This is a genomic window from Pseudoalteromonas sp. SG44-8, assembly GCF_014164125.1.
Classification (GTDB): domain Bacteria; phylum Pseudomonadota; class Gammaproteobacteria; order Enterobacterales; family Alteromonadaceae; genus Pseudoalteromonas; species Pseudoalteromonas rhizosphaerae.
Window position 1 is genome coordinate 1 of the sequence record NZ_JACJEQ010000008.1, and the last position, 25,382, is coordinate 25,382.

The following is a 25,382-nucleotide window of genomic DNA, read 5'->3' on the forward strand; positions in this document are numbered from 1 at the left end:
TTACCCATTGATGAGATATCACGATCACCAGCCCAAATTTCAGCTTGAGTAACGTGGCTAAGGTTCATCATTAAGCCACCTTTATCAGAGGTGGTACCAATTGTTAAATCAGCTGAATATTGACGGCCATCATTATATTTTAAGTTTTCACCACCATAAACTGAAAGCTCTGCACCTTCAAAATCTTTACGTGTGATGATGTTCACAACACCGGCTATCGCATCTGAACCGTAAATTGCTGATGCGCCATCTTTAACAACTTCAACACGTTCAATTGATGCTGCTGGAATGGTATTTAAATCAACTGTTGAACCTAAAGATGATATCCAACGTTTGCCATTCACTAAAACCAATAGACGCTGTGCACCTAGGTTACGCAAATCCATGTTAGTGGCACCGTTACCGCCATTATTAAATGCAGTATTCAATGCAGCACCTGCGGCAGGGATTTGCTGTAAGATATTACCGATACTGATCTGGCCACTTGCAGCAATATCTGAACGGTCTAGTACAAGTACAGGACTAGCACTTTCTAAATCGGTTCGTTTAATACGAGAACCAGTAACTTGGATACGTTCTACTTTATCAACACCTTCTTCTTCTGCTGCGAATGAAGTTGCTGAAAATGCAGCTGTTGATGCTGCACCAAAAGCGATCGCTAAGCGAACTGCCTTTGAAACTTTATTATTTAACATTTGATTCTCCCTGGACCACTATATTGTGGGTTATTTTTATTTAGTTTTTGTAAACTATCGCAACACTTAATGTTGCAACTGCACAATGATAGTAAACAAAAAAAACCAAGATGCCAACATTTGTTCACATTAATTTAATTTAAATGTGGGGTAAAATCGATAACATACTGAAAAAAGGTACTAAAACGACTAAAATAGCAACAGTGATATTTAAAACACTTTCCTATGTATACTTTTTAGCAACAAAAACAGCTCAATAATACCCATATTTGGAACTATCTAAAGGAGTTGTAATTGTATTTTATTAGACGAGTTAAAATCTTTATTCAAGGGAAGCAGGATCATTTGTGCGATTGGTTTGAGTTGTTTTTCTAAATAAATTGCATAGTCATATTTTTGACTTGTCTGGGTTTGCTGCATGTTTGCATAGAGCTCTGCACCAATATGGGTGTACACATATTCAACAATTTGGCCTTTATTAATGACAAACTCAGGGTGAGTTGCTTGGTATTTTTTGACAGCTTGGACTTGAGGAGGGATGTTTTTTTGATAATCAGCCAAGTGTTGGCCGAGTTTTTTTCTGTATACGAGTTTGTCGTCAAATTCCCCAGCATACAAACGCGTAATGTAACTTTCAATAATCGGTGTTAACATTTCAACAGTAAAACTGTCGCTGAATAAAGTTTCAAACAGTTTGGTTTGAAATTCATGCGCTAATTCTGTCCAGTCACTTCGCACGGTTTCCATGCCTTTGAAAATTAGCTCTTTTTTATCTTCGCATTGTACCTGGCCAACATAACGTTTTTTTGAGCCGGTGGTTTTGCCACGGATAGTCGGCATAAAGAATGGGCTATAAAGTGTTTCGAATTCTATTTCTAAATAACTTTGTGTCGCAAAGCGCTGTTTTATTGTTTGCTGCCATTTTTCATTAATAGTATTCGCTAATTGCTTGCCAATTTCTTTGCAGTTATCTGAATCAAGTTCATCTGGTAGGCTCACAAATGTTGAATCGGTGTCACCATAAATAACAGTATAACCAAGCTCTTCGATCCACAGTCTGCTAGTTTGCATTATTTCATGACCACGCAAAGTAATAGAGCTTGATAAGCGTGGATCGTAAAAACGACACCCCTTTGAACCTAACACCCCATATAAACTGTTCATGATGATTTTTATAGCTTGCGATAGCATGGGCTGAGCAGTGTTTTTTGCATGTTGCCTTGATGAGGCTAACTTTTTTATTAAATTAGGAAGGTGATGCTCAGTGCGAGAAAAAAAAGCGTCTTTAAAACCTGCAATCGCGTTATCAGGCTCCTCTAAGCCGCGAATTAACCCAAGCGGATCAATACAAAACGTTTGCATAATCGATGGATACAAGCTTTTAAAATCCAACACGATAACATTTTTATAAAGCCCAGGAATTGACTCCATCACAAAACCGCCAGGGCTTTCAAACGATAAGCCATGATCGCCTAGATTCGGTGCAACATAACCGCTTCGATGCAATAACGGTAAATATAAGTTAGTAAAAGCAGCCACTGAGCCACCCATTCGTTCTAACTCTAATCCTGTTAACTGCGTGCGAACAATAGCAAATTCAATGAGTTTTAACTTTGCAAAGATACGATTAACTAACACACAATCTTGACGATTATACGCCGCTAGCGAGAGCTTATCTTCATTATATTGACGAATAATTTCACTCAAGCGGTTATCGCTTTGGATTAACTTTTTCTCGCCTAGTATTTTATGGCTCACATTAGCCAGTGAGAAACTATCAAAATGATAAGTAGCATTTTTTAGCGTATCTATGCCATCGATAACACAGCGCCCAGGCAGAGTTAAACGGGTAAAATGTCCTTCTCTGATCTGTAATTGACCATTACCTCGACCCAATAATAATTTAACGCCAAGGGCATCCGCGCGTCGATTAAGTACATTAAAATCAAATTCAATGACGTTCCAACCAATAATAATGTCAGGATCTGCTTGTTGTACCAGCTGTTGTAATTGAGTCAGCAAATCAATTTCATCATGGCACCAATGAATAGTCTGTTCACTCTGTTGTGGCTCGCCAACCATAATAACGCAATCAATCCCCTCACCTACTAAACCAACTGAAAACAACACGCCTTCACCACTGCACTCAATATCCAATGACAGCGTTTTAAAACGTGGTTTATACGAATCAGCTGCTTTTAACTGGGCATTGTCGATTTGGATAAAGCCAGCTTGTTGAGTAACGTCGCCTGTCACCCACACCCCACCTCGAATAAAACGCTCCATTAAAAAGCGATCGCTGTGGCGTACATCACCTTCATATACTGTGATCTGGTTTTCTAGGGGTTGGTTTTCTAAAAGCTGCCTTGCTTGATATAACGCTTGTGAGCTTGAAAAATAGCAAGCGATGCATTGTTCGCCACTAAAGTGTTTAATCGCAACGTCTTTAAATTCGACATTGATATTGTGCTTTGATAACAACTGAGCAGCTAAAGCACGTTGTTTTATTAAAATAAAAAATACCGCTTGTTGATTTGGCACTAACACTTTTATTGGACCGTGATCAGAGCTTAGCCAATAGCACAGTGTGATCCCGCTATGGCGGCTATACTTATCAGCAGAATATTGTTGCCTAGAAAGTATAAAGCCTTGATAGATTGCTTGTGTCAATGTTCGATCCCAATTAATATACAGCACTGTGATTATATACATACTTTAGGTTATTAACCCATGCTTTCTGATGCATTAAAAACAACGATAAGAAAAATTCACAAGCATGTGGCCGATAACCTCAGTGATTATCGCCCTCGTAGTAGCCAAAATTACTTAGTAGCAGAAATTGCAAAAACACTGGCTGGCGAATACCACAAAAAACAGCGGATCTGCGTTATTGAAGCTGGTACAGGTACGGGTAAATCGCTGGCTTATTGTTTAGGTGCATTACCGCTGGCGCTTGCACAAAAAAAGAAGTTAATTATTTCTACTGCAACAGTAGCTCTGCAAGAGCAATTAATAAGTAAAGAACTCCCCTTTTTTAAAAAACATTCAGGCCTTGATTTCAAGTTTGATTTAGTCAAAGGCCGCCAGCGCTACCTATGTGCACACAAGCTACATAATGCGGTTAATGGTGACAATCAAACACAAATGGACTTTATGCCCACCCTTACTTCGCCATTAAGTGCGATGGAAACTAAATGTTTGCAGCAACTCTATGATGCTTACACCAATAAAAAGTGGCAAGGCGATCGAGACAGCTGGGCAGATACTATCCCTGATCGCGTTTGGGGATTAATTGCTTGCGATAAACATGCTTGTCAAAGACAAATGAAAGCACATCAAACCTGCCCTTTTCAACTTGCTCGTCAACGCTTGATGCAAATGGATGTATTAGTGATTAACCATTCATTATTATTAGCTGATCTTGATTTAGGTGGCGGGAAAATTTTGCCCGAGCCAGATAATAGTATTTACGTTATTGATGAAGCTCATCATCTTGCTCATATTACGCGTGACTTTTCATCTGCCGCAGCGACGATTAAAGGCACCATTGATTGGCTTGATAAACTCACTAAATTTAGTGGCAAAATGGCCAAAGTATTAGTAGGTCAAAAAGCCATTGGGCAAAATTTTAAGCTCTGTGACAGTATTAATGATGCCAATAAAGACTTAAAAGTTGTTCGCGATATTTTGGATAATGCCGATTTTAACTATTCGAAAGACGATACATACCGATTTGAACATGGTGAAATACCTGAATCGTTACACGCTAAAGCCAAAGATATCAGCGAGGCGACCCTCGATGCTCTGCGCTGCTTAAATAAAATGCACGATACCTTAGTACAAGATGTCAGTGATGGTGATATCAAACCCTATGTTGCCGATCCTATTTTAGGCGAAAGCGGTCATTACATTAATCGTTTAGAGCAACTAAACAAACTTTGGTATAGCTACGCCACCAAGGGTGAAGGCACACCACATGCACGTTGGATAAAGCGTTTAGAATACAAAAACCATCACGACCATCTACTCAGCGATTGCCCTATTGAAGTTGGCTACTATTTAAAAGATAAACTGTGGCGACAATGTGCCGGTGCGGTTTTATGCTCAGCGACCCTGACTGCACTTGGTTCATTCGATCATTTTGCTTACGAAAGCGGTCTTACTAAAGAAGAAGGTGTAAAATACTTAAAAGTACCTTCTCCGTTTGATTATCCTAATCAAGCCACTTTGCACATACCAACATCACACATCGAGCCGACCGATAAAGAATTTAGTGATCATCTGGCCAAAGTATTGCCGGATCACTTAAATACACAACATGCTAATTTAGTGTTGTTTGCGTCTTACTGGCAAATGGATCATGTAGTAAAAGCCTTGCGCGCTAAAAACCTCGACATTTTAGTACAAGGTGAAATGTCGCGTGAAGCACTGTTAAAGCAACATACAAAGAATATAGATGCGGGTAAAGGCAGTATTTTATTTGGCACACAAAGCTTATCCGAAGGACTCGACTTACCGGGTAAATACCTTGAGAACTTAGTGATCACTAAAATTCCATTCGCGGTACCCACCTCCCCCATTGAAGAGGCACAAGCAGAGTTTGTACAAAGTAAAGGGGGTAATCCGTTTTTATCTATCACGGTGCCTGATGCGGCTAAGAAATTAGTGCAAAGCTGTGGTAGACTGCTGCGTAAAGAGAACGATCAAGGGCGCATTACAATCCTAGATCGCCGATTAGTGACCAAGCGATATGGCAAAGCCATGCTTGACACATTACCACCCTTTAAAAGACAAATAGATTATTAATGTTTGAACTTGCACTAGACCCAACAACCTGGGCACTTCTTTGCGCAGTGGCACTTGCCGCAGGCTTTATAGACGCAATAGCCGGTGGTGGTGGCATGTTAACCGTGCCAGCACTTTTAACAGCAGGATTGCCGCCCCATTTAACACTTGGCACTAACAAATTAGCCGCTAGCTTTGGCTCACTCACAGCAAGTGTTACTTACTTCCGTAAGCAATTATTTAATCCTCGATTCTGGGCAGCGTCAATTATAGCAACCGCCATTGGCGCTTTACTTGGTACCCTTATTGTTGACTACCTGAGTATTGAATTTTTAAACAAACTACTGCCTATTGTTATCATTATGGTAGCCTGCTATAGCTTATTTGGCAGTTTAAGTACGGTAGAACATGATCAATTACCACCATTGAACAAAACAACTAAAATAAAACAATGGCTACAAGGCTTAAGCTTAGGCTTTTTTGATGGCTTGGCAGGCCCTGGGACCGGGACTTTTTGGACTGCATCAAATAGTTTACTCTACAAAATGAGTTTACTGCTAAACTGTGGTTTAGCCCGTTCAATGAATTTTGTGTCAAATTTTGTATCACTGATCACTTTTGTAGCGCTTGGTCATGTTAACTTTTTACTCGGCATCACAATGGGCTTCTTTTTGATGTTTGGAGCCTGGCTTGGAGCTCATTCAGCAATTCGGTTTGGCAGTAAGTTTATTCGTCCTGTTTTTAATACTGTGGTGATAATTTTAGCGTTAAAACTAATTTACGAGGCTTATTTATAAAATGCGAACAGCTTCTTTTGATAAGCTTTGCCAACAAGTTGCAACCTTAAAGCAGCATGCTGAGCAATTTGATAAAGCCAAGTTATTTGCTAAAAACCGCTATATGCAGGCACAACCCAGTTTATTTGACCGAGGTGTGTTTACTACTAAAAGCATGAAGTTAGTTGATTATGTGTTAGAAATTGAAGATGAAGTTAATAGCCTTCCACCACTGGAGCGTCGCCATGCTCATAATTATGCTTTAGAGCGTATCGGTAATCAGGTGCAAGCCGTATTTAACGTCATTAAATCAACCCCTATTTGGGAAAAAGAAAACAAAAGCACTTACAAACCCCGTAGTAAAACCTATAATAAATCGGCACCTTACCAACAAGCTGTAAAACAAATTATGCAACCCGCCCATGAGCTATATGACGAACTCAAACAAAATCATGAGTTCGAGCGTCGCTTAGTGCTAATGGTTGAAGAATGTAAGCTAAGAATGCAAAATGTGGGTCCTGTAAAAGCAAAAGCCATTAATTTAGAGATCCTTGCTCTTCATGGCCGCCTTGGTCGCTGCCGTAAGGCAATATCTGCCACCGAAGAAAAAATTCAAATAGTTGAAAAACAACAATTACGCTAGCTATGACTGTTTTTTATCATCCACTATACTCTGCGCTTGAACTGCCTTTACGCCATCGTTTTCCAATCGCTAAATATAAACTGCTAAAACAAGAAATTGCAGAGCTTGGTTTTACTGACTTTATTAACCCAAATAAAGCGACTAATGAACAGCTCCAGCTTTGCCACAGCCATGAGTATGTTGAACGCTTTATTAGCGGGCAGTTAACTGACAAAGAAATAAAGAAAATGGGTTTCCCATGGTCAAATCAACTGGTAGAGCGCACTTTATTTTCTGTTGGTGCAAGTATTCAAGCCTCTGAATACGCTTTAAAAACGCAGCTGGCGGTAAATCTCAGCGGCGGATATCATCATGCTTATAATGCTTACGGCAGTGGTTTTTGTATTTTCAACGACCTCGCGGTTGCCGCCGCTCATCTCATTAACACTGAGCAAGCATCAAAGGTGCTGATTTTTGATTGTGATGTACACCAAGGTGATGGCACAGCAGAAATTTGTGGCTCTCTTGATGGAGTGATTAGCTGTTCGATTCATTGTCAGCAAAACTTTCCACGTTTAAAGCAGCATTCTGATTATGATTTCTCACTCAACACTGGCTGCAGCGATAATGAATATTTAAAAACAGTCGCTAATGCCTTGGATTTTTGTATCCGTCTTCATCAGCCTGATATTATTTTATATAACGCCGGAGCTGATATTTGTAGCCAAGACGAATTAGGCTATTTTGATGTTAGTTTAGAGGGTGTATATCAACGCGATTCGCTGGTTTTAGCAACCTGCAAACAGCACTCAATTCCTTTAATGTGCGCGCTCGGTGGCGGTTATCAGCGAGATACACAAAAGTTAGTTGAGGTTCATAAGCTGCTTTTTCAAGCGATTGTCGATTTATACCCGCACTTGGTATAAACTAAAAACAGCTTAATACTACCAAGGTAGATAACACAGTGCGATTACATGACGACATACACAATTACTATGAAAAAATTATGATTGAAGAAATCATTAAACGACAACTTGAAAAGCATTATAATGAAGACGTAATGGCTGATTTTTGCTGTACTGTATTAAACCAACTACCTGCCCGATACATTCGTTATGATGTGGATATGGAGTTTTACTTACCACAGGTCGAACGGATCCATATGGAGGAACGAGTAAATATTGCCATTGATGTAGCAATCAGCCAAATAGCGAAAAAAAAGGGCGGACATGAGTAAAGAGTTAACCCAAGCACCTACACACGTAAAATTAGCCGTAGACTTAATAATGCTGCTTGAACAACATGAAGTTGCCGCTGATGATGTGCTCAAAGCACTTGAAATAATCAAAAGCGATTATGAAAAAAAGCGCCTCAATACTAACATACAGCCAGCATAATTTTCTGGCTGTAGTACATTTGCATAATCGTATTATTCGTCTTTAAAAATTGCCACGTAGGTCGCTTGCGTATTCGATTTACTGGCCCGATACATACCACTAGTATTAAACGGTAAACTGATATTACCTTTACCATCAACGATGATCACTCCTCCAGTACCACCAATGGGCTTTAGCACACTATTAATCACTTCATCACCCGCTTGTGTAATAGTCTTACTTTGATATTTAACTCGTGCGCAAATATCAGCCGCGACGTTATAACGAATGAAATACTCGCCGTGGCCAGTGGCAGATACCGCACATGACGCATTTTCAGCAAATGTACCTGCACCAATTACAGGGGCATCACCAATGCGACCAAAACGCTTTGCAGTCATCCCACCCGTTGAAGTACCTGCCGCCAAGTTACCATTTTTATCAAGTGCAACAGCACCCACAGTGCCCATTTTATAATTGACGGGTAACGCCTGATGCGCAGCTTGATAATCTTTACTGGTAGCTTTGGCTTTATCTAGTTTTTCTTTTGCTTTTAATAACGCTTTATAACGGTTATCCGTATCAAATAAGTTATTTTCGACCAATGGAACGCCCTGCTCTTTGGCAAACTCTTCAGCACCTTGACCACTGAGCATCACATGAACCGATTCTTCCATCACCAAGCGCGCTAAATTAATCGGGTTTTCAATATGTTTAACACCCGCAACAGCGCCCGCTTGACGATCACGACCATCCATAATTGACGCATCTAATTCATGGCCGCCGTCATAGGTATATACCGCACCTCGACCGGCATTAAAGTATGGCGAGTTTTCTAATACATTGATTGCAGCGGTTACTGCATCTAGGCTTTCGCCACCTTGCTCAAGTACTTTATAGCCAGTTTCTACCGCCTCTTTGAGTTTAGAGCGATAAGCTTTTTCTTGCTCTGGAGTAAAACGGCTTTTTTCAATCGTGCCCGCCCCACCGTGAATAGCTATAGCCAAAGGTGTACTAGCGCTTATGGCTAATGGGCTAAACGTTATACAGCACGCACTAACTAAAGCGCTAAAAAGTGACTTGTTCATACAGGTAGCTTGTGTTGGAAATAAGTATAACCAATGTGAATAAATTGGCGCTAAATTACAACCCTAACCAGATAAAAGACATAAAAAAAGCGCCCAAAGGCGCTTTTTAATATTTCGTTTAAATTACGCTTGTTGCGCTTTCAAACGAGCTAAACGTGCTACTTGATGCGTAGACGTTAAGAAAGAGAAAATAGGCGCTAAATAACCACGCTTACGAAGCTCTAAAAAGTCTTCGTCGCTTAACTCGTTAAGCTTTTTCTCATCAATAAGATAAATACCATTGATGTCTTTTTTCTCGCCTTTAATATCAACTGTTAGTGTTTGCGCTACTAAAAGCTCTTTATCAGCAAGATATTTTGTGAATGCTTCAGTTACATGAGAAAACTCAATAAATGATACAAGTGCTTCTTTACGACGTTTTAAGTAATCTGTCTCTTCACCGTTTTCAAATAATGCATTTCCTTCAGTTTCACCCACTAATGGGCTTGCTTCGTCAATCACAATACCGTATTGATCTTCTTGTGGGTGTTTAACTAGACCCAGTGGGTAGCGTGTTGTTGCCATAGGAGCAAACGCTGCAGTCCACTTACCGTCTTTTACAAAAAGGTTTTCGCCAGGCTCTAAACCAAACATAGCTACAGCTTGAAATTGACCAGTCTCGTTATTTTTTACGAAAGACATTGGAAACTCATTTGCTACACGCGCGAACTCATGTGCAACGACAGGCACTAAGTGTTGAGTTTTTAAAAATTCTACATTGATGCCGTTTTGAATTTTAGTGTTGGCATGCTTTTCATTGTGTAAAGGCTGTACTTGTTGCTCCGCCATGTTACTGCTCCGTTATTAATAAGTTTATATTTTTGCTGTTAGTACCCTAAGGCTAAAGGTTTTGCTACAAAAATGGAAGTGAAAATTTTGTGTCAATTTGCATGTTACCAAGTAAAATAAGCCTCTCAAACAGTTGCATACAGATAAAAAGTTTATCGTTGTTTTATAGCTTCCTAAAAAGTATATGGCTGGTAATAACCATTTTTAAAAAAGCTATGAATTAATTAGTTGACGTTGAGTACTATTAGCTAAATTCCTTAATACTGCTCTCTGTATAGCTTTTTCTTAAATCTATTATATTTTATTCATAAAAAATAAAATTACTGTTAATTTTAATTTTAATTTTAATTTTTCGTTATATTAAGTATTTGCAGATAAATCTATAACACGTTGAAATTGACCAAGTGAAACAAGGTGTGAATATATCGCCTCTAGCATCCCTTGTTTTTGCAAAGATAATAAAGACTCATCATCTAGAGATTTTAATAAATCCCTATCAACAGAATAAAGGCCTGAAATTTGCTTTTTTTGACCATCACCTAAATCAAATTTAAAAGAACATTCAGTGAGTAGCCCAAGTTCTACCAGTCGACTAGTGAACTGTGTTGATAACTCCTCTTGTCGAGCAAGTTCTTTTAGTTCAACTTGCTTATAAATCAAATAGTCAGAAGGTTCTCCTACATTGTCAAATAGTGCTTCACCATTTTTTTCTGTATTTAATGCAGCGGTTTCAACAGCAAGAAAAACTTGACCTTCTGGGGTTTTAGCTAGCGTGAATGGGTGTTTTTTAACATGTTGAGGCACGTACATTGCATTGAAATGACCATCGTTGTAAAAAACATTTCGACCCGATTCAAGCCCTAAAATAGCAACCATTTTAAATGGGTTCTCATCGCTTGATTTCATAAAGCATACAGGAAAATTGAGTGCTACTTTTGCAATTTCAATAGGGGTGATAGGAACAACATGCTGATCCTTTATATGTGAAAAATTAGCATCAACTTTTACATACTGCCCTTTGTGTTTTTCCACGTTAAAAACTTCAAATTTATCTGACATTAAACACCTATTAATATATTATTATTTACTTAAAAATAGCACGTATAAGAGGTAATTTAAAGTATGCAAATAGATAGATTAAGTATTAATAACATAAAAAATATACAAGAATTTTTGTGCAATTTAAATGAGCCAATTATAATAACAGATTTATTTTCTAATTGGCCAAGTGTTACACTTGCAAAACAATCACCTTTAGCACTTCTTAGAAGCCTTGTTACTCAAGCATCTACTGAATTAGTGGATACTTTAATTATTGACAAGAAGTATAAAGGCCTAATTGGTTATACTGATAATAAATTTAAAAATTACACTTTCGAAAAACACAATGCACCACTTATTTCTGTACTTAAAAAATTAATAATTAATTTTAATAATCAAGGTTCAGATACTATTGCAGTGCAAAGTGCACTAATAAATGAATGTTTACCTGATTTTTGTATTAAGAACTCTGCACCTAAATTTTTAGCTAACGTTCCTCCTCGTATCTGGCTAGGCAATGCTGCTACGGTTCCTGGACATTATGACACTGAACATAATATAGCCCTAAACCTCTGTGGTAAAAGAACTTTTTATTTGTTACCCGCAAATGAAATAAAAAATCTTTACGTAGCACCCATTGATAGAACTGTGGCTGGCCCTGCAATCAGCTTAGTGGATTTTGAAAACCCTGATTTTGAAAAGTATCCAAAGTTTAAAGCCACAAAGGAGAAAGTGTTAACTGCAAGTTTAGAGATCGGTGAAGCTCTCTATATACCTCCACTTTGGTGGCATAATGTAAAAGCCATTGATCCTGTTAATATACTAGTAAATTATTGGTGGGATCCGACATCTACAAAATCGGATTTAGGATTAGAGGCAACAGATAGTTTATTACATAGTATATTAACACTTCGTAATTTGCCTGAATCACAGAGACTTGCTTGGCAAGCTATTTTTTCTCATTATGTATTTGAGAAAACAGATGAATTTAAAAATAAAAGTAATGAATATCACGGTATTCTTTCAAACTCTCATGAAAGTCTAAAGTCAGTTGCAAGTGCATTAAAAGAAAGAATGAAATAGTAAAAATAAAAATGCCGCTATACAGCGGCATTTTTTTACACTCTGTTCAATTAGAATCGGAAGTTTGCACCTAGTACGAATCTACGACCATTTTGGTAGATAGATAGTACACGATCTTCACTAGTGTTGAACTCAACAACTTTTTCATCAGTTAAGTTTATAGCTTCTAATACAACCGAAATATTTTCAGTTACATTATAAGTAGTACTAAAATCTAACTGACCGTAGTCATCATTCCACAATTCTGTACCTGATGAATGAAGTCCTTTGTACCATTTAGTACGATAGTTATACATTGCACGAACAGAAAACATATCATTTTCATAAAATGCAGAAGCGTTTAACATATTTTCTGATGCGCCCATAACTAAACCTGAACCAGGATTTGCTACATCACGTTCGCCATCATTATTTGCATCTGTGTATGTATAGTTAGCAGACACACCAAAACCATTACCTAAATCATACTGAAGTGATGCTTCTAAACCTGTTGTAGTACCACCTTCACCATTTGCAGGACGAGAAACTGTTGCTGTAACCCAGCTAGAAGTTTGCTGATCATAAAAATCTTGTGAAGATGTAGCTGTAGTTTGATAACTTTCAATATCTTTATAGAATAAAGTTACAGCGAATAATGACGCATCATCAAAATAGAACTCCCAAGCGGCATCAAACTGATTTGCTATTTGTGGAGCTAGATTAGGATTACCGGCTTGTGCTGTAGGGTTGGTTTCACCTAAATCACCAGGCGCTGTAATTGGTGATATATCAAAGAAGTTAGGACGAGCCATTGTTCTAGCAGCAGAAAGGCGGACAATTTGGTCTTCGGCTAAGTCATATGACAAGTTAAAGTTAGGTAAAATCTCTGTATAGCTGCGAGATTCAGTAACCCATTCTAGTGTCGCAGGTGCTAAATCTGCATTTTCACCTGGATTTTTAACTGTTAATAGACTAAAGGAGTCTGAAGAGTATAAGTAACCTGAAGAGTCTTGATCTGTTCTCGCTACACGAATACCGATATTACCGCGGTAATCATCGCCAGAAAAATCACCTTGTACATAATAAGATGTTTTCTTTTCAACTACCTCAAAGATCTCGCCTAAATTTTTATGTACAGCATAAGATGCATTTGGACCTAAGCCAAGTTCTATCATTTGAGCGCTGTTATGGGTTAATTGTTGAGTGATATCACCGTTAACAACATCGGCACCAACGCTATCAGTACCTACCGCAAGATCACATTTAGCTAAGGTATCACATTGCGAAGACAAAATCTGGGCCATGTAATTAGGGCTTGTACCATCAGTTGCAACACCCCAATGCCAGCTATATGCATTTCTGTCTTGTGTACGTTTTTGATCGCGATATTTCACACCAAATTTAACAGCTGTGAATGCACCTAACTCTACAGGAACATCAAAGTCTACTTGTCCATATGACTCATCATCAGTTGTTGGTTTATTTCCACCCCAAATCCAACCACCATTAAATTTAGAAGGATCAGTACCATCAACCCCAGCATTTACTGTAGGTGTAGAGCCTGTTAGATCGAAGTTATAGTCACCTTGTCCACCATATTCCCATGATGTTTCATTTAAAGTACCACCTTCAGCTGCAGTAGTACCTAACTCAACATTCATAGAGAAAGAATCAGTTGCAAAGTCAACATCTAGGTGAATTGAGTTTGTATCTGTTTTTGAAATACGGTTGATGTGGTTCCAGCGAACATCGGTACCACCAGTGCCTTTTACTGCATTACTGCCTACGTATGTTAAGTCAGCCCCTGCGCCAGGATTCATAAGTAAGAAATTAGAGTTAGTGTTATTAACATCCATTTTCGAATCTAAGATGTTTAATGTTGCGCTAAAATCATCAGAAGGTGCAAACTGAATTGAACTGAAGAAAGTTGTTCTTTCACGATCTTGACGGAAAACAGGAACGCCCATAGTACGTGGAGTATAAGTACCGTCTGCTGAATTTGCATCCCAACCTAGTACTTCAAAACCTTCACGACGAACTGTACGGTCAGATTTTGAACCTGAGATCAAAATACCAAACTTTTCGTCTTCGTTTTTCCAAGAATAAAAGCCTTCAACTAATGGATCATGTTCTTCTGATGATTCTGAGTACTGGCTCTGTAACGTGATATGAGTAGTGCCAGAATCTAAATCGAGTGGTTTACGAGTTCTTAAAATAACAGTACCACCAATTGAACCTTCATCTAAGCGGGCTTCTGGTGATTTGTATACTTCAAGGCTACTTACAAGTGAAGAAGGTAGCATAGTGAAGTTGAAACTACGAGATGGGTTGTCAAGTATAAACCAATCTGCTGTACCTACGTTTTGACCATTTAATAAAGTACGGTTTTTAGTCGGATCTGAACCACGAACAGTAATTTTTTCACCTTCACCAAACTCACGGCTAACACCAACACCTGTAATACGTGAAAGTGATTCAGCAACGTTTTTATCTGGGAATTTACCAATATCTTCTGCAGTAATGGAGTCGACAACAGCATTTGCAAAACGCTTATTGTTAATATCAGCTTTAGCTGAAGCGCGAATACCACGTACCTCAATGACTTCTACGTCTTCTTGAACTTTTACTTCATCAGCTGCGAATGCAGCACCAGTGAATCCGGCACTCATTACAAGACCGATATTTACTGCTAATAAGCTTTTTTTAAAATTTTTAGCTAACACAGGATTCCCCTTGAATCATTTTGTTGGTTTTATTTATCACTTCTGCCCAGTGATGATGACAGCGTTGTCATCTAGTAACAAACCATACACTCTAAATTACATTTGTGCTACATCTTTTTAGCCGTTTTGTGCAAAAAAATAGCTATAAAAATACTAACCAATTGAATATTAATAGATTAAAAAAATAGAGTTTATAAATTGTTACAGTTTTACGGCGGGAATATAGCATGGTTAAGTTCAAAAAGAGAAAACCAAATGCACTGTTTTAGGTAATTTTATGATTTTAGATAAGTCTTAGTGTAAAAAAAACGTTCCACTTCAACTATACAGAAATGACATTTCGCTTATTTGCTGATAAAGATATAACTTTAGCTGGATGAACAAAAACACATCTTTTCACATTAATATTGCAGAAAAATTAGGGCAAATAATTTATCAAGGGGAATTTATTAATAGTTATCAATATCAATGACAGCGTTGTCATTTTGTATTTTAAAGAGTTACGCTATTAATGTCTACCTTTATTTTCCCCCATAGCCTACCCTTTTCATTGAAAATTTTAGAGAGCTATAGGAACCGTGAAAATTACTCATATAATTGTTCTATATGGATAATTTTTAATGTAGTTAGTGAAGTTTTTTAAACCACTAAGATGCTCATGTTTTTAATAAAGTAGGCATAAGTAGCCACATTTCAACAAACAACTAGTTAACTCACACTATTTGTGAGGCTTGTTATTTAGTGAAGATAAGTCACTTACAGATAGATCACATTACGCTCCAAACTTAATAATTGCCGGGCGTTATATAATAACAATCGACTTAAATATTTAACCATTCTAGCGAAGCTATAAATGGTCAGTAACTTAACACGATTGTATAACTGTTGTTTTCGATAAAAATAAATAAGCGAAAATAATAAAGATCTTGCAAGTGCGATACAGATAAATTTAGAAGAGAAACAAAAATGCAGGCTTTATAGCCTGCATTTTAAAGTTTGGGTCGATTGGGGTCGTTACGGAGCCCAATAAACTTCAATATTTATTGTTGGGTGATTTAAAACTGCACGTAGTGGCATGTCGTTTTCATCTCCACCGGCTTTTGCTGCTTTATATACAGCAAGCTTTTCTTCTCCACTGATCAGTAACTTAACCACTTTAGACTGCGCAATCGCTGCTAAAGTTAACGTCATACGTTCGGTAATATTCCCTGTTACTTCACTTTCAATAGCATTAATTGCACATACCAATTGTGATGTTTCAAGCCCTTGCTGTAAACCGCCCGCATGTGGAAATAATGAAGCGGTATGACCATCCGGTCCCATGCCTAATATAGTAACATCAAATGGACGTTTCAGTTGTTGGTACGCAGCTTCACATTCTGCACTACCCTGTTGCGCAGTCTCGGCATTATTTTTCATAGTAATGAAGTTAGCTGCCGCGCCATGATTTTGTAATAACGTGCTCTTAATAAACGCTTCATTACTTTTTTCATGTGCTACATCAACCCAACGTTCATCAACCATAGCAACATCTATCTTTGCCCAATCTAATGCTAGATTAGATAAGTGCTTATAAGCGGGTGCAGGTGATGAACCACCTGATACCATCAGTACGGCACGGCCATCAGCTTCAATACCGCTGACTAAACTTTGTTCAAGTGTTGTAGATAACTCAGCGGTTAATGCATCTTTTGAATCAAAAAATTTCTCTACGATGGTTGCCATTGTTATGCCTTATCGCCAGTGTTAAACCAAACATGGTTATTTTCAGCTAATAGTTCATCAGCATCATCAGGCCCCCAGCTACCAGCACGGTATAAAGCAGGCTTACCTTTTTCTTGCCAGCGCTCGATAATTGGGTCAATCCATTTCCAAGCTTGACGTACTTCATCACGGTGAATAAACAGGGATGGATTATTTGCAGCCGCATCTAACATCAAGCGCTTGTAAGCATCTGAATGGAAACCATTGCTATAAGCTTGCGATAGTTCAATGTTCATGGTTACCGGCTCTAATTGCATCTCTAAATTATCAAGACGCTTTGACATCAAGGTTAATTGAATTGTCTCTTCAGGCTGAAGGCGGATAACCAAACGGTTTGGTTCAATATTGCCAACATTATCACCGTAAACATTGTGTGATACTTTTTTGTATTCAACGACAATTTCGGCACAACGTTTTGCCATACGTTTACCTGTACGAAGGTAAAATGGCACGCCCGCCCAACGCCAGTTATCAATATGAGCACGAATAGCAACAAATGTTTCTGTTTTACTTGAACCTTCATTTAACTCTTCTAAGTAACCTGGGACAATTTTGCCATCCAAATCACCGGGTACATATTGACCACGAATGATGTTGTCATCTACATCCGTTGCAACAAGTGGGCGTAATGATTCTAATACTTTCAGCTTTTCGGTGCGGATGCTGTTTGCATTAAGTTTATTTGGTGATTCCATCGCGACTAAACATAACAATTGTAATAAATGGTTTTGCACCATGTCACGTAAAGCGCCGGCTTTATCATAAAAACCAGCACGGCTTTCAAGGCCAACAGTTTCAGATAAACTGATTTGAATATTATCGATTGATTTAGCATCCCACATATTTTCAAATAATGAATTTGAAAAACGCAGTGCCATTAAGTTTTGTACCGTTTCTTTACCTAAGTAATGATCAATACGGAAGATTTGCTCTTCGCTAAAGTATTCAGCAATTTTTGCATTGATCTCTTCTGCTGAATTACCGCAATAACCAATTGGTTTTTCAACAACGACACGTGATGTAGCAGTGATCAGACCTTTGCTAGACAGTATTTCACAGCAGCTACCATATACCGCAGGTGGAAGTGATAAATAGAACACCCGAGATTTGTCTGCATCGTGCTCATCTAGTATTGTTTTTAATTTATCCCAATCATCGTCTGCTTCGGTTACATTCGTGACTACTGGCACCAAGCACGCTGAAAAAGCTTTCCAATCTTTGGCATTAAACTCACCTTTACCTAAAAATTCTTTTAGTGCTTGATGAGCTGTTTCTATGTATTCCGCACGTTTACTTTCTTCACGAACCGTCGGTAAAATACGCGAACCTTGTGGAAGGTTGCCTTCTTGATATGCGCGATACATTGCAGGTAATAATTTGCGTAATGCAAGATCACCACCGCCCCCAAAAATTACAATATCAAAAGGATTTAGCATAATTTACTCTCTACGTTTGCTATGCCCCGTTGTCGACTATCCACTATTGATAGTGCGGGCATACATTCTTGTTGTTTAGTTGATGTCAGCTTTTTGGCATCGTACTCGAGAAAAAGCCTGTTGAATTCGCTTGTTTTATCGCTGAATATTGGTTCAGCTGTATTCATTTCAAACTGGTAATTAAATGAGTCTTAGGGGCTCTGTATATCCTCTCACAAATATACAGGCCCTAAGAACTCCAGCGCTACCCGTTCAAAGGTATTTGGTTGCACAGCACAATTGATTGTGCTGTGCGAATTTTTTACTGCTCTCGACGTTGTTTATAATAGCTCATTAAGCCATTTGTCGAACTATCATGTGGATGGTTTATATTATCATCCAGTAACTCAGCTTCAATTTTTGAGGCTAAGCCTTTACCAAGTTCAACACCCCATTGATCGAAAGAACAGATCTCTAAAATGATGCCTTGGCAGAAAATTTTATGCTCATATAAGGCAATTAAGCGACCCACCGTTTTTGCATCAACCGTATCTAACAGCATTGATGTTGTAGGACGGTTACCACGGTGGATTTTATGATCAATTAGCGCGGCTATTTCAGCCTCTGATTTACCTTTTGCGGTTAAATCAGCGCGAACTTGCTCTGCATCAACCCCCATCATCATCGCTTCTGTTTGTGCAAAAAAGTTCGATAATAAAATATCGTGATGCTGACCAATATTAACCTGAGGTTTAATAGAGGCAATAAAATCAGCCGGTACAATCACATTGCCTTGGTGCAAACACTGATAAAAAGCATGTTGACCATTAATGCCGGTCATACCCCAAATAATTGGCACTGTAGTATACGGTACGGTATTACCCGCAAAATTAACGTGCTTACCATTACTTTCCATTTCACCTTGCTGCAAATAAGCTGGCAACATGTGTAATGCTTGATCGTAAGGTAAAATAACCTGTGAGTCGAAACCTAAAAAGCTGGTATTCCATACGCTCAACAAAGCCATTAACAATGGTACATTTTCTGCAAATTCGGCCGTTTTAAAGTGTTCATCAACTTCAAAAGCGCCTTCAAGAATCGCTTCAAATGCATCAAAGCCTAAATACAATGCAATTGGTAAGCCTATCGCACTCCATAATGAAAAGCGACCACCTACCCAATCCCACATTGTGAATACGTTTTCATCAGCAATACCAAACGCTGCCGTTTTTTCTAAATTAGTGCTCACTGCTACAAAGTGCTTAGCAATAGCTTGCTTGTCATCGGCTGACTCTAAAAACCATGCAACGGCGGTTTTTGCATTGGTCATGGTTTCAGATGTAGTAAAGGTTTTTGACGAAATCACAAACAAAGTTGTTTCAGGATCGATGTCTTTCAATACTGACGCAATTTGTACGCCATCAACATTTGAAACGTAATGTACTTTTAATGAGTCATCTGCATAGCTTTTTAGTGCTTCCGTGGCCATTTGTGGGCCTAAGTTTGAACCACCAACACCAATGCTCACAACATCTTTCACGGCTTTACCGGTATAACCTAACCATTTCCCGCTACGTACTTTTTCAACGAACAACTTAATTTTTTGTAATTCAGCGTTAACCACCGAACTTACATTCTCGCCATCTACAACTAATGATGATGCACTACGGTTACGAAGTGCAGTATGAAGCACGGCTCTATCTTCGGTGATATTAATTTTTTCACCGCTGAACATTTTATCTCGCCAGTTAGCGATATCGCACTCTTGTGCTAAAGACAGTAACTGTGTCATCACACTGTTATCAATCAATTGTTTTGAATAATCAAATAAAACACCTGGGATCTGAGTCGAAAATTGCTCGAATCGCGTGCTGTCATTGGCAAATAAATCTTTAAGATGAACTTCCTTCATCTTATTTGCACTTATTTTTAATGCTTGCCAACTAGCTAACTGTGAACGACAACTCATTTTTAACATCCCCTTAAACTTGCAACAAACTGATTTATAACTATCTTTATATTAATAAAGTGAACTGATAGCGTATTAACTTACAAAGAAAATTAACGATAAGTTAGAATGACAACGCTGTCAACAAGCTACTTTTATATTTTACAATCGAGATAATAACGCACTTTTACTCATTTGACACCGGTATCATAAAAATTATCTCAATTATTTTACTGCTAATTTTACTGAACATTAGATACACTAACTGGTCTTGATGAAGAAATAATGAATAACACGTTTGTTAAGTCTACTTAGGTGTATTCTTATCAGGACCATGACAACACTAAAACAATAACCTAAAAGTAACTCTATGAAAGTAACTATAAATGATGTAGCGAGGCTCGCCGGGGTTTCGATGAAAACGGTTTCACGGGTAATAAATAAAGAACCATCTGTTCGTAAAAAAACTTACGATACAGTCATGGATGCTGTAAAAGAGCTGAACTATCAGCCAAATCTTGCAGCACGAAACCTAGCTGGTACGTCATCATTTACGGTAGGCTTAGTTTATGACAATCCTAATGCGTATTATGTGATTGATATGCAAAATGGTGTGCTTTCTCGCTGTAAAGACGAAGGCTATGAATTGGTGATCCATCCATGCACTTATACAGATGCAAACATGAAAGATGAATTTATCACCATGATAAAGCGCTCTCGCTTAGCTGGGCTTGTGCTTACACCGCCATTATCAGAGCAAAGTAGCATCACCAATTTACTCGATGAGTTAAATATTCATTACGTTAGGGTGTTATCTGGGCGACCATCAGATGATGATCAAGACACCTGTATTTATGTTAACGATTATAAAGCCGCGTATGAGATCACCACTCACCTTTTAACTCATGGACATGAAAATATTGGCTTTATCTGTGGCGATAAAGAACATAAATCGACGTCTGAACGCCTTGAAGGTTATAAAGCAGCGCTGGCAGATCATCATAAAGAATTTGATAAACGCTTTATTTACGATGGTAAATATTCGTTTGAGTCGGGTGTTGAAGGTGCAAAGCATTTGTTAGCAGAGAATAACACCTTGGCTATAACCGCTATATTAGGTGGCAATGATGAAATGGCCGCTGGCGCTCTATTTGCGTCACGCTTAATGGGTATTGCCATTCCTGAACAGTTATCTATTACTGGCTTTGAGGATTCTCCTTTCTCCCGTCAGACATGGCCAAAGTTAACTACCGCTCATCAAGCAAACGATGTTATCTCTCAACATGCAGCACGGTTATTATTTACCAAAACTCGCGGTGCTCGTAACCAAGATAAAGACATCATCACATCATTTACACCATCAATTGTGATCCGTGAAAGTTCAGGGCCTAAACAGTAGCTACAGCCTTCACTGATAATAAATAAGGCGCTATAAGCGCCTTATTTATTATCTGTCAATTGCCAGTCTTCTGCCCTGTTATTATAACAGTGCCATTCCACCGCTGAGATTATACACGTCAGTAAAGCCAAGCTGAGATAAGTTAGTTGCCGCTTGTTTTGAACGATTACCACTGCGACAAAGTAAAATATACTTACCCTGTGGGCTCAATTGCCTGTCCACTAATGCATTTGCCATTCTACTTAGCGGAATATTCATCACTCGCGCGGGGCTAACTGCAAATAACTGAGGAATATTGTTTGCCCCATGTTCATATGGTTCACGGGTATCAATTAAATATACATCGCTTTCAGTTAACATATCTTTTGCTTGCACGGCGTTCAGTTCGTAAGCTCTACTGTATTTTAAACTGTCAGCATAACCACACAAAGTTGCAAATTTACATAAATTATCTTCATCGCTGCGCTGCTTGTTGTTAGCAAATTCAATATCACTTAGTTCATTGTTCAATAATGCATGCAATAACGGCGTTTGCTGCTGTTGAACTTGCCAATTAATAGCAAAACATTGCTGGTAGTCATGACCAGAACAAATAACTGTCGACTCTGCTAAGCATGTTGATAGTTGACGTAATGAGTGTGCCATAGCTAACGCATCCCCACCGTCAATTGCAGTATTACCAAGCCCAGCAGGCAGCAGCAAATCACCGCAAAAGCAAAATAGCACTTGTTGAGAGTTGTTACACCGCAATAAATAACTAACACTATCTTGGCTGTGCCCGGGTGTTGCTAAGCGCTCAATGGTGCATTCAGGTAATGCAATACTCGTTTGCTGCACTGGCCACCCCAATTCATGCTCGTCTTGCAAACTGAATTTTAAGGCCTGAGCCAACAATGTAGTCGCACAGCATCGCTCTTGATGGGCATGTGTGTCTAAAATGGCTGCTACCGTTAAATTTTGTGTGTGTACTATTTTTTCAAGCCGCGGGATAAGCTCAATAATTGGGTCAATGATCACTGCTTGTTTATCTTGACTGACATACAACCAACAACACGCACCTTGATGTCTAAATTGTGTTAACCCTAATGCACACGCTTCTTGCTGTGGTGATGACGAATCTGAAACCACCAAACAATTAGCTTGTAATATTGGTTTAAGTGAACGAATACGCGCACAGGCAGTGGTTATTTCAGCCTGTGTTGTCGCCGGTCCAAATGATAAACGTATTGCATTTTCACTACGCCAATCACTCACGCCCATGGCATCTAACACAAAACTACGATTTGCGCCTGAGCTACAGGCTGAGCCACCACTGATACGAATACCTGCCGCATCGAACAAATCCATCACTTCTTTACTACTGAGTTCATCAACAGCAAAATTTAACGTTGTTGGTACTGACAATGCAAAAGTATGATTAAAGGTTATATTACCAAAGGTATCTACTAAAGCCTGATGTAATTGTTCACGATAGCCGTTTAACACATCGATTGATTTAAACGTATCGTTTGTTTTATCCAGCAATAAACAAAACAGTTTGTTAAGACCTGCTATACCTGGCAGGTTTTCAGTACCGGAGCGCATGCCACTTTCTTGACCACCACCGGCAATAAATGGCGTATAAGCACTGCCTTGACGAATATACAACACGCCTATACCTTTCGGCGCGTAAAGTTTATGGCCTGAAAATGGCGCGTAGTCAATCGTTGTATCACTAAGGGCCAATGCGGTTTTCCCTAGCGCTTGTACGCAATCCACCATCCACGCAACTTCCGTGTTATGTGCTCGTATTACCTTTTCAATCGCTTTTAAATCTTGATAAACACCGGTTTCATTGTTAACCGCCATGGTACAAATCATCAGTGCATCACCAGCGTGTTGAGCAATAAAATCTAAATCTAAAAGGCCATCACTCGATACCGGGATCGCAAGCACGGTTGCGTTTATACCCAATACGGCATTCCAATGTATTAATGTATTAGGTACTGCTTTATGTTCAGTCGCGCCATACAGTAATACTGGATTTGGTTTAGCATGATCTTTAGCTGCTATGAGCGTAGACACGACAGCTGTTTGAATTCCTTCGGTAGCCCCAGAAGTGAATAAAATATCCCCCTGCTGTGCACCTATCACATCACGTGCTTTTTGACGTGTTTGCTCTAATAAGTGTTTAGCTTGAATACCGGTAATGTGTGAAGAAGAAGGGTTACCAAAGCAGATTTGCATAGTATGCGAAACAACCTCTGCAATACAAGGTAGCACCGGTGTTGTTGCGTTTGCATCAAGGTAAATTTGTGACGATGAGTCAGTAGGTAATATTAAATCAGACATTAAAAAACGCACCATATTACTAAAAGATATATCTTATAACCCATTCTACATAAAATTAATGGGCCGCGTAAGAATCAATTAGTCTCTCAGGTGCGTTTTCTATACCATTTGATACTATACCCAAAATACCTAAATCTTCAGGTGATTTAGGTATAAAGCTAATTAACCAAAGTTCGTGTTAGCTATGCTCAATCAGTTGTTCTTCTTGTTTCGTTGACCAAGCATTGAGTAAGGCTTTTACCAATGACGCTAGTGGAATTGCAAAAAACACGCCCCAAAAACCCCATAAGCCACCAAAAAACAGTACCGCAACAATAATAAATACCGGGTTCAGATCAACCGCTTCAGAAAATAGTAACGGCACCAGCACATTACCATCTAATGCTTGAATAATGCCGTAGATGATCAGTATGGTCCAAAACTGGGTTTCTAAACCAAATTGAAATAATGCCACGGCCGCAACCGGTATGGTAACAAGTGCCGCACCCACAAAAGGGATCAATACTGATAAACCCACTAATACGCCCAATAGCGCTGCATAACGTAAATCAAAAATAGTGAACGCGATAAACGATACTGAGCCTACAATCAAAATTTCAAACACCTTACCACGAATATAATTCATGATTTGTTGGTTCATTTCGTGCCATACCTGCAGGATTAAGCGTCTTTGTTTTGGAACGAGTTTTTCTGCACTTCTGATCAACTCCAGCTTATCTTTGAGCATAAAGAACACCAGTAATGGTACTAAAATAAGATAGATCAACCACGCCACTACATCTTTTAATGATGTCAACGAGACCGACAATAGTACTTGGCCAAACTCAATTGCTTTGGCTTCAACGCTGCTGACCACTGATTGTACTTGCTCTGCATTAATTAAACTGGGGTATTGCTCAGGCAAGTGCAGTAGAAAAGATTTTCCCTGTTCTATCATGTGCGGGCTTTCTTGCACTAAATTACTTGCTTGCTGCCACAGTATTGGACCCATGCCGATCACTAAGGTCAGCATCAACCCTGAAAAAATTAACATCACAATAATAGTGGCAGTAAAGCGGTGTAAGCCAAAACGCTCTAAATGCGCAACCGGCCAATCAAGCAGATAAGCAATCACTAAAGCAATCAAAACAGGTACAATAAGTGCACCAAAGAAATAAAACATCGCCATTAAAGCGAGTAATAAAAACAATAGAGTTACTGAATGTGGATCTGAAAACTTCCTTTCGTACCAAATTTTTACATATTCAAACACGATTTAGCTCCACGATTAACAACCCACGTTGTTGATCTAATTTGTACGGATAATGATTTTTTAGCAAAAAGCGCTCCATATCTTGAGTTGGTTGATCCACTAATAATGTAAACTTTATCGGTTGCGCAGTTGCTAAAGCTTGGCGTAAAGTCAACTTAAACTGGATAAATTGCTGCGGACATTTGAATCCGCGCAAGTCTTGCTCTAGCATAACCAATTATCTGCCCTATAAAAATGAATAATAATACGGTCTTTGTCAGCGTTGTTAATAACAAAT

The 25,382-nt window shown here is 38.7% G+C and carries 20 protein-coding genes; 8 read left to right on the top strand and 12 right to left on the bottom strand.

What is annotated here, in order from left to right; genetic code table 11:
• Together H5163_RS08595 and H5163_RS08600 are read right to left on the bottom strand one after the other, a co-directional pair.
• Nucleotides 1-695: TonB-dependent siderophore receptor (locus H5163_RS08595; RefSeq protein ID WP_182734929.1), on the bottom strand; the 695-nt coding region annotated here is incomplete at its 3' end.
• Nucleotides 696-974: 279 nt separating this feature from the next.
• Nucleotides 975-3,365 carry a DNA polymerase II gene (locus H5163_RS08600; protein ID WP_182734930.1) on the bottom strand — a complete coding sequence of 797 codons (2,391 nt, stop codon included), beginning with the start codon at nucleotides 3,363-3,365 and terminating at the stop codon, nucleotides 975-977.
• A gap of 60 nt (nucleotides 3,366-3,425) precedes the next feature.
• Here H5163_RS08600 and dinG point away from each other — a divergent pair, with 60 nt between their 5' ends.
• Genes dinG through H5163_RS08630 form a run of 6 tightly spaced genes read left to right on the top strand, consistent with a single transcriptional unit; the run spans nucleotide 3,426 to nucleotide 8,275 of the window.
• Nucleotides 3,426-5,501 carry an ATP-dependent DNA helicase DinG gene (dinG, locus tag H5163_RS08605; protein ID WP_149982808.1) on the top strand — a complete coding sequence of 692 codons (2,076 nt, stop codon included), beginning with the start codon at nucleotides 3,426-3,428 and terminating at the stop codon, nucleotides 5,499-5,501.
• Nucleotides 5,501-6,277: a TSUP family transporter gene (locus H5163_RS08610; protein ID WP_145240961.1), complete on the top strand. Its 777-nt coding sequence runs from the start codon at nucleotides 5,501-5,503 to the stop codon at nucleotides 6,275-6,277. The genes dinG and H5163_RS08610 overlap by 1 nt, the downstream gene beginning before the upstream one ends.
• 1 nt (nucleotide 6,278) lies before the next feature.
• The gene (locus tag H5163_RS08615) at nucleotides 6,279-6,899 is read left to right on the top strand and encodes a primosomal replication protein (RefSeq protein WP_182718407.1); all 621 of its coding nucleotides are present in this window, start codon (nucleotides 6,279-6,281) and stop codon (nucleotides 6,897-6,899) included.
• Between the two features lie 2 nt (nucleotides 6,900-6,901).
• Nucleotides 6,902-7,804: a histone deacetylase gene (locus H5163_RS08620; RefSeq protein ID WP_182734931.1), complete on the top strand. Its 903-nt coding sequence runs from the start codon at nucleotides 6,902-6,904 to the stop codon at nucleotides 7,802-7,804.
• A gap of 38 nt (nucleotides 7,805-7,842) precedes the next feature.
• Nucleotides 7,843-8,115 carry a late competence development ComFB family protein gene (locus H5163_RS08625; protein WP_145240967.1) on the top strand — a complete coding sequence of 91 codons (273 nt, stop codon included), beginning with the start codon at nucleotides 7,843-7,845 and terminating at the stop codon, nucleotides 8,113-8,115.
• Nucleotides 8,108-8,275, top strand: coding sequence for a DUF2496 domain-containing protein (locus tag H5163_RS08630; RefSeq protein ID WP_145240969.1), 168 nt, complete (start codon nucleotides 8,108-8,110; stop codon nucleotides 8,273-8,275). Before H5163_RS08625 ends, H5163_RS08630 begins: the two co-directional genes overlap by 8 nt.
• 32 nt (nucleotides 8,276-8,307) lie before the next feature.
• Here H5163_RS08630 and H5163_RS08635 read toward each other — a convergent pair whose 3' ends face one another.
• From H5163_RS08635 to H5163_RS08645, 3 genes are all read right to left on the bottom strand, one after another.
• Entirely contained in the window at nucleotides 8,308-9,342 is a 1,035-nt protein-coding gene (locus H5163_RS08635; protein WP_145240971.1) for an isoaspartyl peptidase/L-asparaginase family protein, read from the bottom strand.
• A gap of 123 nt (nucleotides 9,343-9,465) precedes the next feature.
• Entirely contained in the window at nucleotides 9,466-10,170 is a 705-nt protein-coding gene (locus tag H5163_RS08640) for a SapC family protein (protein WP_145240973.1), read from the bottom strand.
• Between the two features lie 360 nt (nucleotides 10,171-10,530).
• Entirely contained in the window at nucleotides 10,531-11,229 is a 699-nt protein-coding gene (locus tag H5163_RS08645) for a SapC family protein (protein WP_182732320.1), read from the bottom strand.
• Nucleotides 11,230-11,292: 63 nt separating this feature from the next.
• Here H5163_RS08645 and H5163_RS08650 point away from each other — a divergent pair, with 63 nt between their 5' ends.
• Nucleotides 11,293-12,294 carry a cupin-like domain-containing protein gene (locus H5163_RS08650; RefSeq protein WP_145240977.1) on the top strand — a complete coding sequence of 334 codons (1,002 nt, stop codon included), beginning with the start codon at nucleotides 11,293-11,295 and terminating at the stop codon, nucleotides 12,292-12,294.
• A 50-nt stretch (nucleotides 12,295-12,344) separates the two neighbouring features.
• Here the strand turns inward: H5163_RS08650 and H5163_RS08655 are convergent, their stop codons facing one another.
• From H5163_RS08655 to pgi, 4 genes are all read right to left on the bottom strand, one after another.
• Nucleotides 12,345-14,996 carry a TonB-dependent receptor gene (locus tag H5163_RS08655; RefSeq protein WP_182732318.1) on the bottom strand — a complete coding sequence of 884 codons (2,652 nt, stop codon included), beginning with the start codon at nucleotides 14,994-14,996 and terminating at the stop codon, nucleotides 12,345-12,347.
• Nucleotides 14,997-16,010: 1,014 nt separating this feature from the next.
• Complete coding sequence (gene pgl, locus H5163_RS08660) at nucleotides 16,011-16,721, bottom strand: 6-phosphogluconolactonase (RefSeq protein ID WP_145240981.1); 711 nt, start codon at nucleotides 16,719-16,721, stop codon at nucleotides 16,011-16,013.
• Nucleotides 16,722-16,723: 2 nt separating this feature from the next.
• The gene (zwf, locus tag H5163_RS08665; RefSeq protein ID WP_145240983.1) at nucleotides 16,724-18,196 is read right to left on the bottom strand and encodes a glucose-6-phosphate dehydrogenase; all 1,473 of its coding nucleotides are present in this window, start codon (nucleotides 18,194-18,196) and stop codon (nucleotides 16,724-16,726) included.
• 301 nt (nucleotides 18,197-18,497) lie between these two features.
• Nucleotides 18,498-20,144: a glucose-6-phosphate isomerase gene (gene pgi, locus H5163_RS08670; RefSeq protein WP_182734932.1), complete on the bottom strand. Its 1,647-nt coding sequence runs from the start codon at nucleotides 20,142-20,144 to the stop codon at nucleotides 18,498-18,500.
• A gap of 349 nt (nucleotides 20,145-20,493) precedes the next feature.
• Between pgi and H5163_RS08675 the strand changes: the two genes are divergently transcribed.
• Complete coding sequence (locus tag H5163_RS08675) at nucleotides 20,494-21,522, top strand: LacI family DNA-binding transcriptional regulator (RefSeq protein WP_145240987.1); 1,029 nt, start codon at nucleotides 20,494-20,496, stop codon at nucleotides 21,520-21,522.
• 81 nt (nucleotides 21,523-21,603) lie between these two features.
• On the opposite strand, the gene H5163_RS08680 is transcribed toward H5163_RS08675, so the two are convergent.
• The 3 genes from H5163_RS08680 to H5163_RS21290 form a co-directional block, all read right to left on the bottom strand.
• Entirely contained in the window at nucleotides 21,604-23,853 is a 2,250-nt protein-coding gene (locus H5163_RS08680; protein WP_182734933.1) for an aminotransferase class V-fold PLP-dependent enzyme, read from the bottom strand.
• A gap of 178 nt (nucleotides 23,854-24,031) precedes the next feature.
• Nucleotides 24,032-25,105, bottom strand: coding sequence for an AI-2E family transporter (locus tag H5163_RS08685; protein ID WP_145240991.1), 1,074 nt, complete (start codon nucleotides 25,103-25,105; stop codon nucleotides 24,032-24,034).
• Nucleotides 25,098-25,316 carry a hypothetical protein gene (locus H5163_RS21290; RefSeq protein WP_145240993.1) on the bottom strand — a complete coding sequence of 73 codons (219 nt, stop codon included), beginning with the start codon at nucleotides 25,314-25,316 and terminating at the stop codon, nucleotides 25,098-25,100. Before H5163_RS21290 ends, H5163_RS08685 begins: the two co-directional genes overlap by 8 nt.
• Nucleotides 25,317-25,382: the final 66 nt, after the last annotated feature.

What these genes read in the sequence shown, in the direction of transcription:
- dinG (WP_149982808.1), top strand. Translation starts at nt 3,426, where the DNA reads ATGCTTTCTGATGCATTAAAAACAACGATAAGAAAAATTCACAAGCAT.
- H5163_RS08610 (WP_145240961.1), top strand. Translation starts at nt 5,501, where the DNA reads ATGTTTGAACTTGCACTAGACCCAACAACCTGGGCACTTCTTTGCGCA.
- H5163_RS08615 (WP_182718407.1), top strand. Translation starts at nt 6,279, where the DNA reads ATGCGAACAGCTTCTTTTGATAAGCTTTGCCAACAAGTTGCAACCTTA.
- H5163_RS08620 (WP_182734931.1), top strand. Translation starts at nt 6,902, where the DNA reads ATGACTGTTTTTTATCATCCACTATACTCTGCGCTTGAACTGCCTTTA.
- H5163_RS08630 (WP_145240969.1), top strand. Translation starts at nt 8,108, where the DNA reads ATGAGTAAAGAGTTAACCCAAGCACCTACACACGTAAAATTAGCCGTA.
- H5163_RS08635 (WP_145240971.1), bottom strand. Translation starts at nt 9,342, where the DNA reads ATGAACAAGTCACTTTTTAGCGCTTTAGTTAGTGCGTGCTGTATAACG.
- H5163_RS08640 (WP_145240973.1), bottom strand. Translation starts at nt 10,170, where the DNA reads ATGGCGGAGCAACAAGTACAGCCTTTACACAATGAAAAGCATGCCAAC.
- H5163_RS08645 (WP_182732320.1), bottom strand. Translation starts at nt 11,229, where the DNA reads ATGTCAGATAAATTTGAAGTTTTTAACGTGGAAAAACACAAAGGGCAG.
- H5163_RS08650 (WP_145240977.1), top strand. Translation starts at nt 11,293, where the DNA reads ATGCAAATAGATAGATTAAGTATTAATAACATAAAAAATATACAAGAA.
- pgl (WP_145240981.1), bottom strand. Translation starts at nt 16,721, where the DNA reads ATGGCAACCATCGTAGAGAAATTTTTTGATTCAAAAGATGCATTAACC.
- zwf (WP_145240983.1), bottom strand. Translation starts at nt 18,196, where the DNA reads ATGCTAAATCCTTTTGATATTGTAATTTTTGGGGGCGGTGGTGATCTT.
- pgi (WP_182734932.1), bottom strand. Translation starts at nt 20,144, where the DNA reads ATGAGTTGTCGTTCACAGTTAGCTAGTTGGCAAGCATTAAAAATAAGT.
- H5163_RS08675 (WP_145240987.1), top strand. Translation starts at nt 20,494, where the DNA reads ATGAAAGTAACTATAAATGATGTAGCGAGGCTCGCCGGGGTTTCGATG.
- H5163_RS08680 (WP_182734933.1), bottom strand. Translation starts at nt 23,853, where the DNA reads ATGTCTGATTTAATATTACCTACTGACTCATCGTCACAAATTTACCTT.
- H5163_RS21290 (WP_145240993.1), bottom strand. Translation starts at nt 25,316, where the DNA reads ATGCTAGAGCAAGACTTGCGCGGATTCAAATGTCCGCAGCAATTTATC.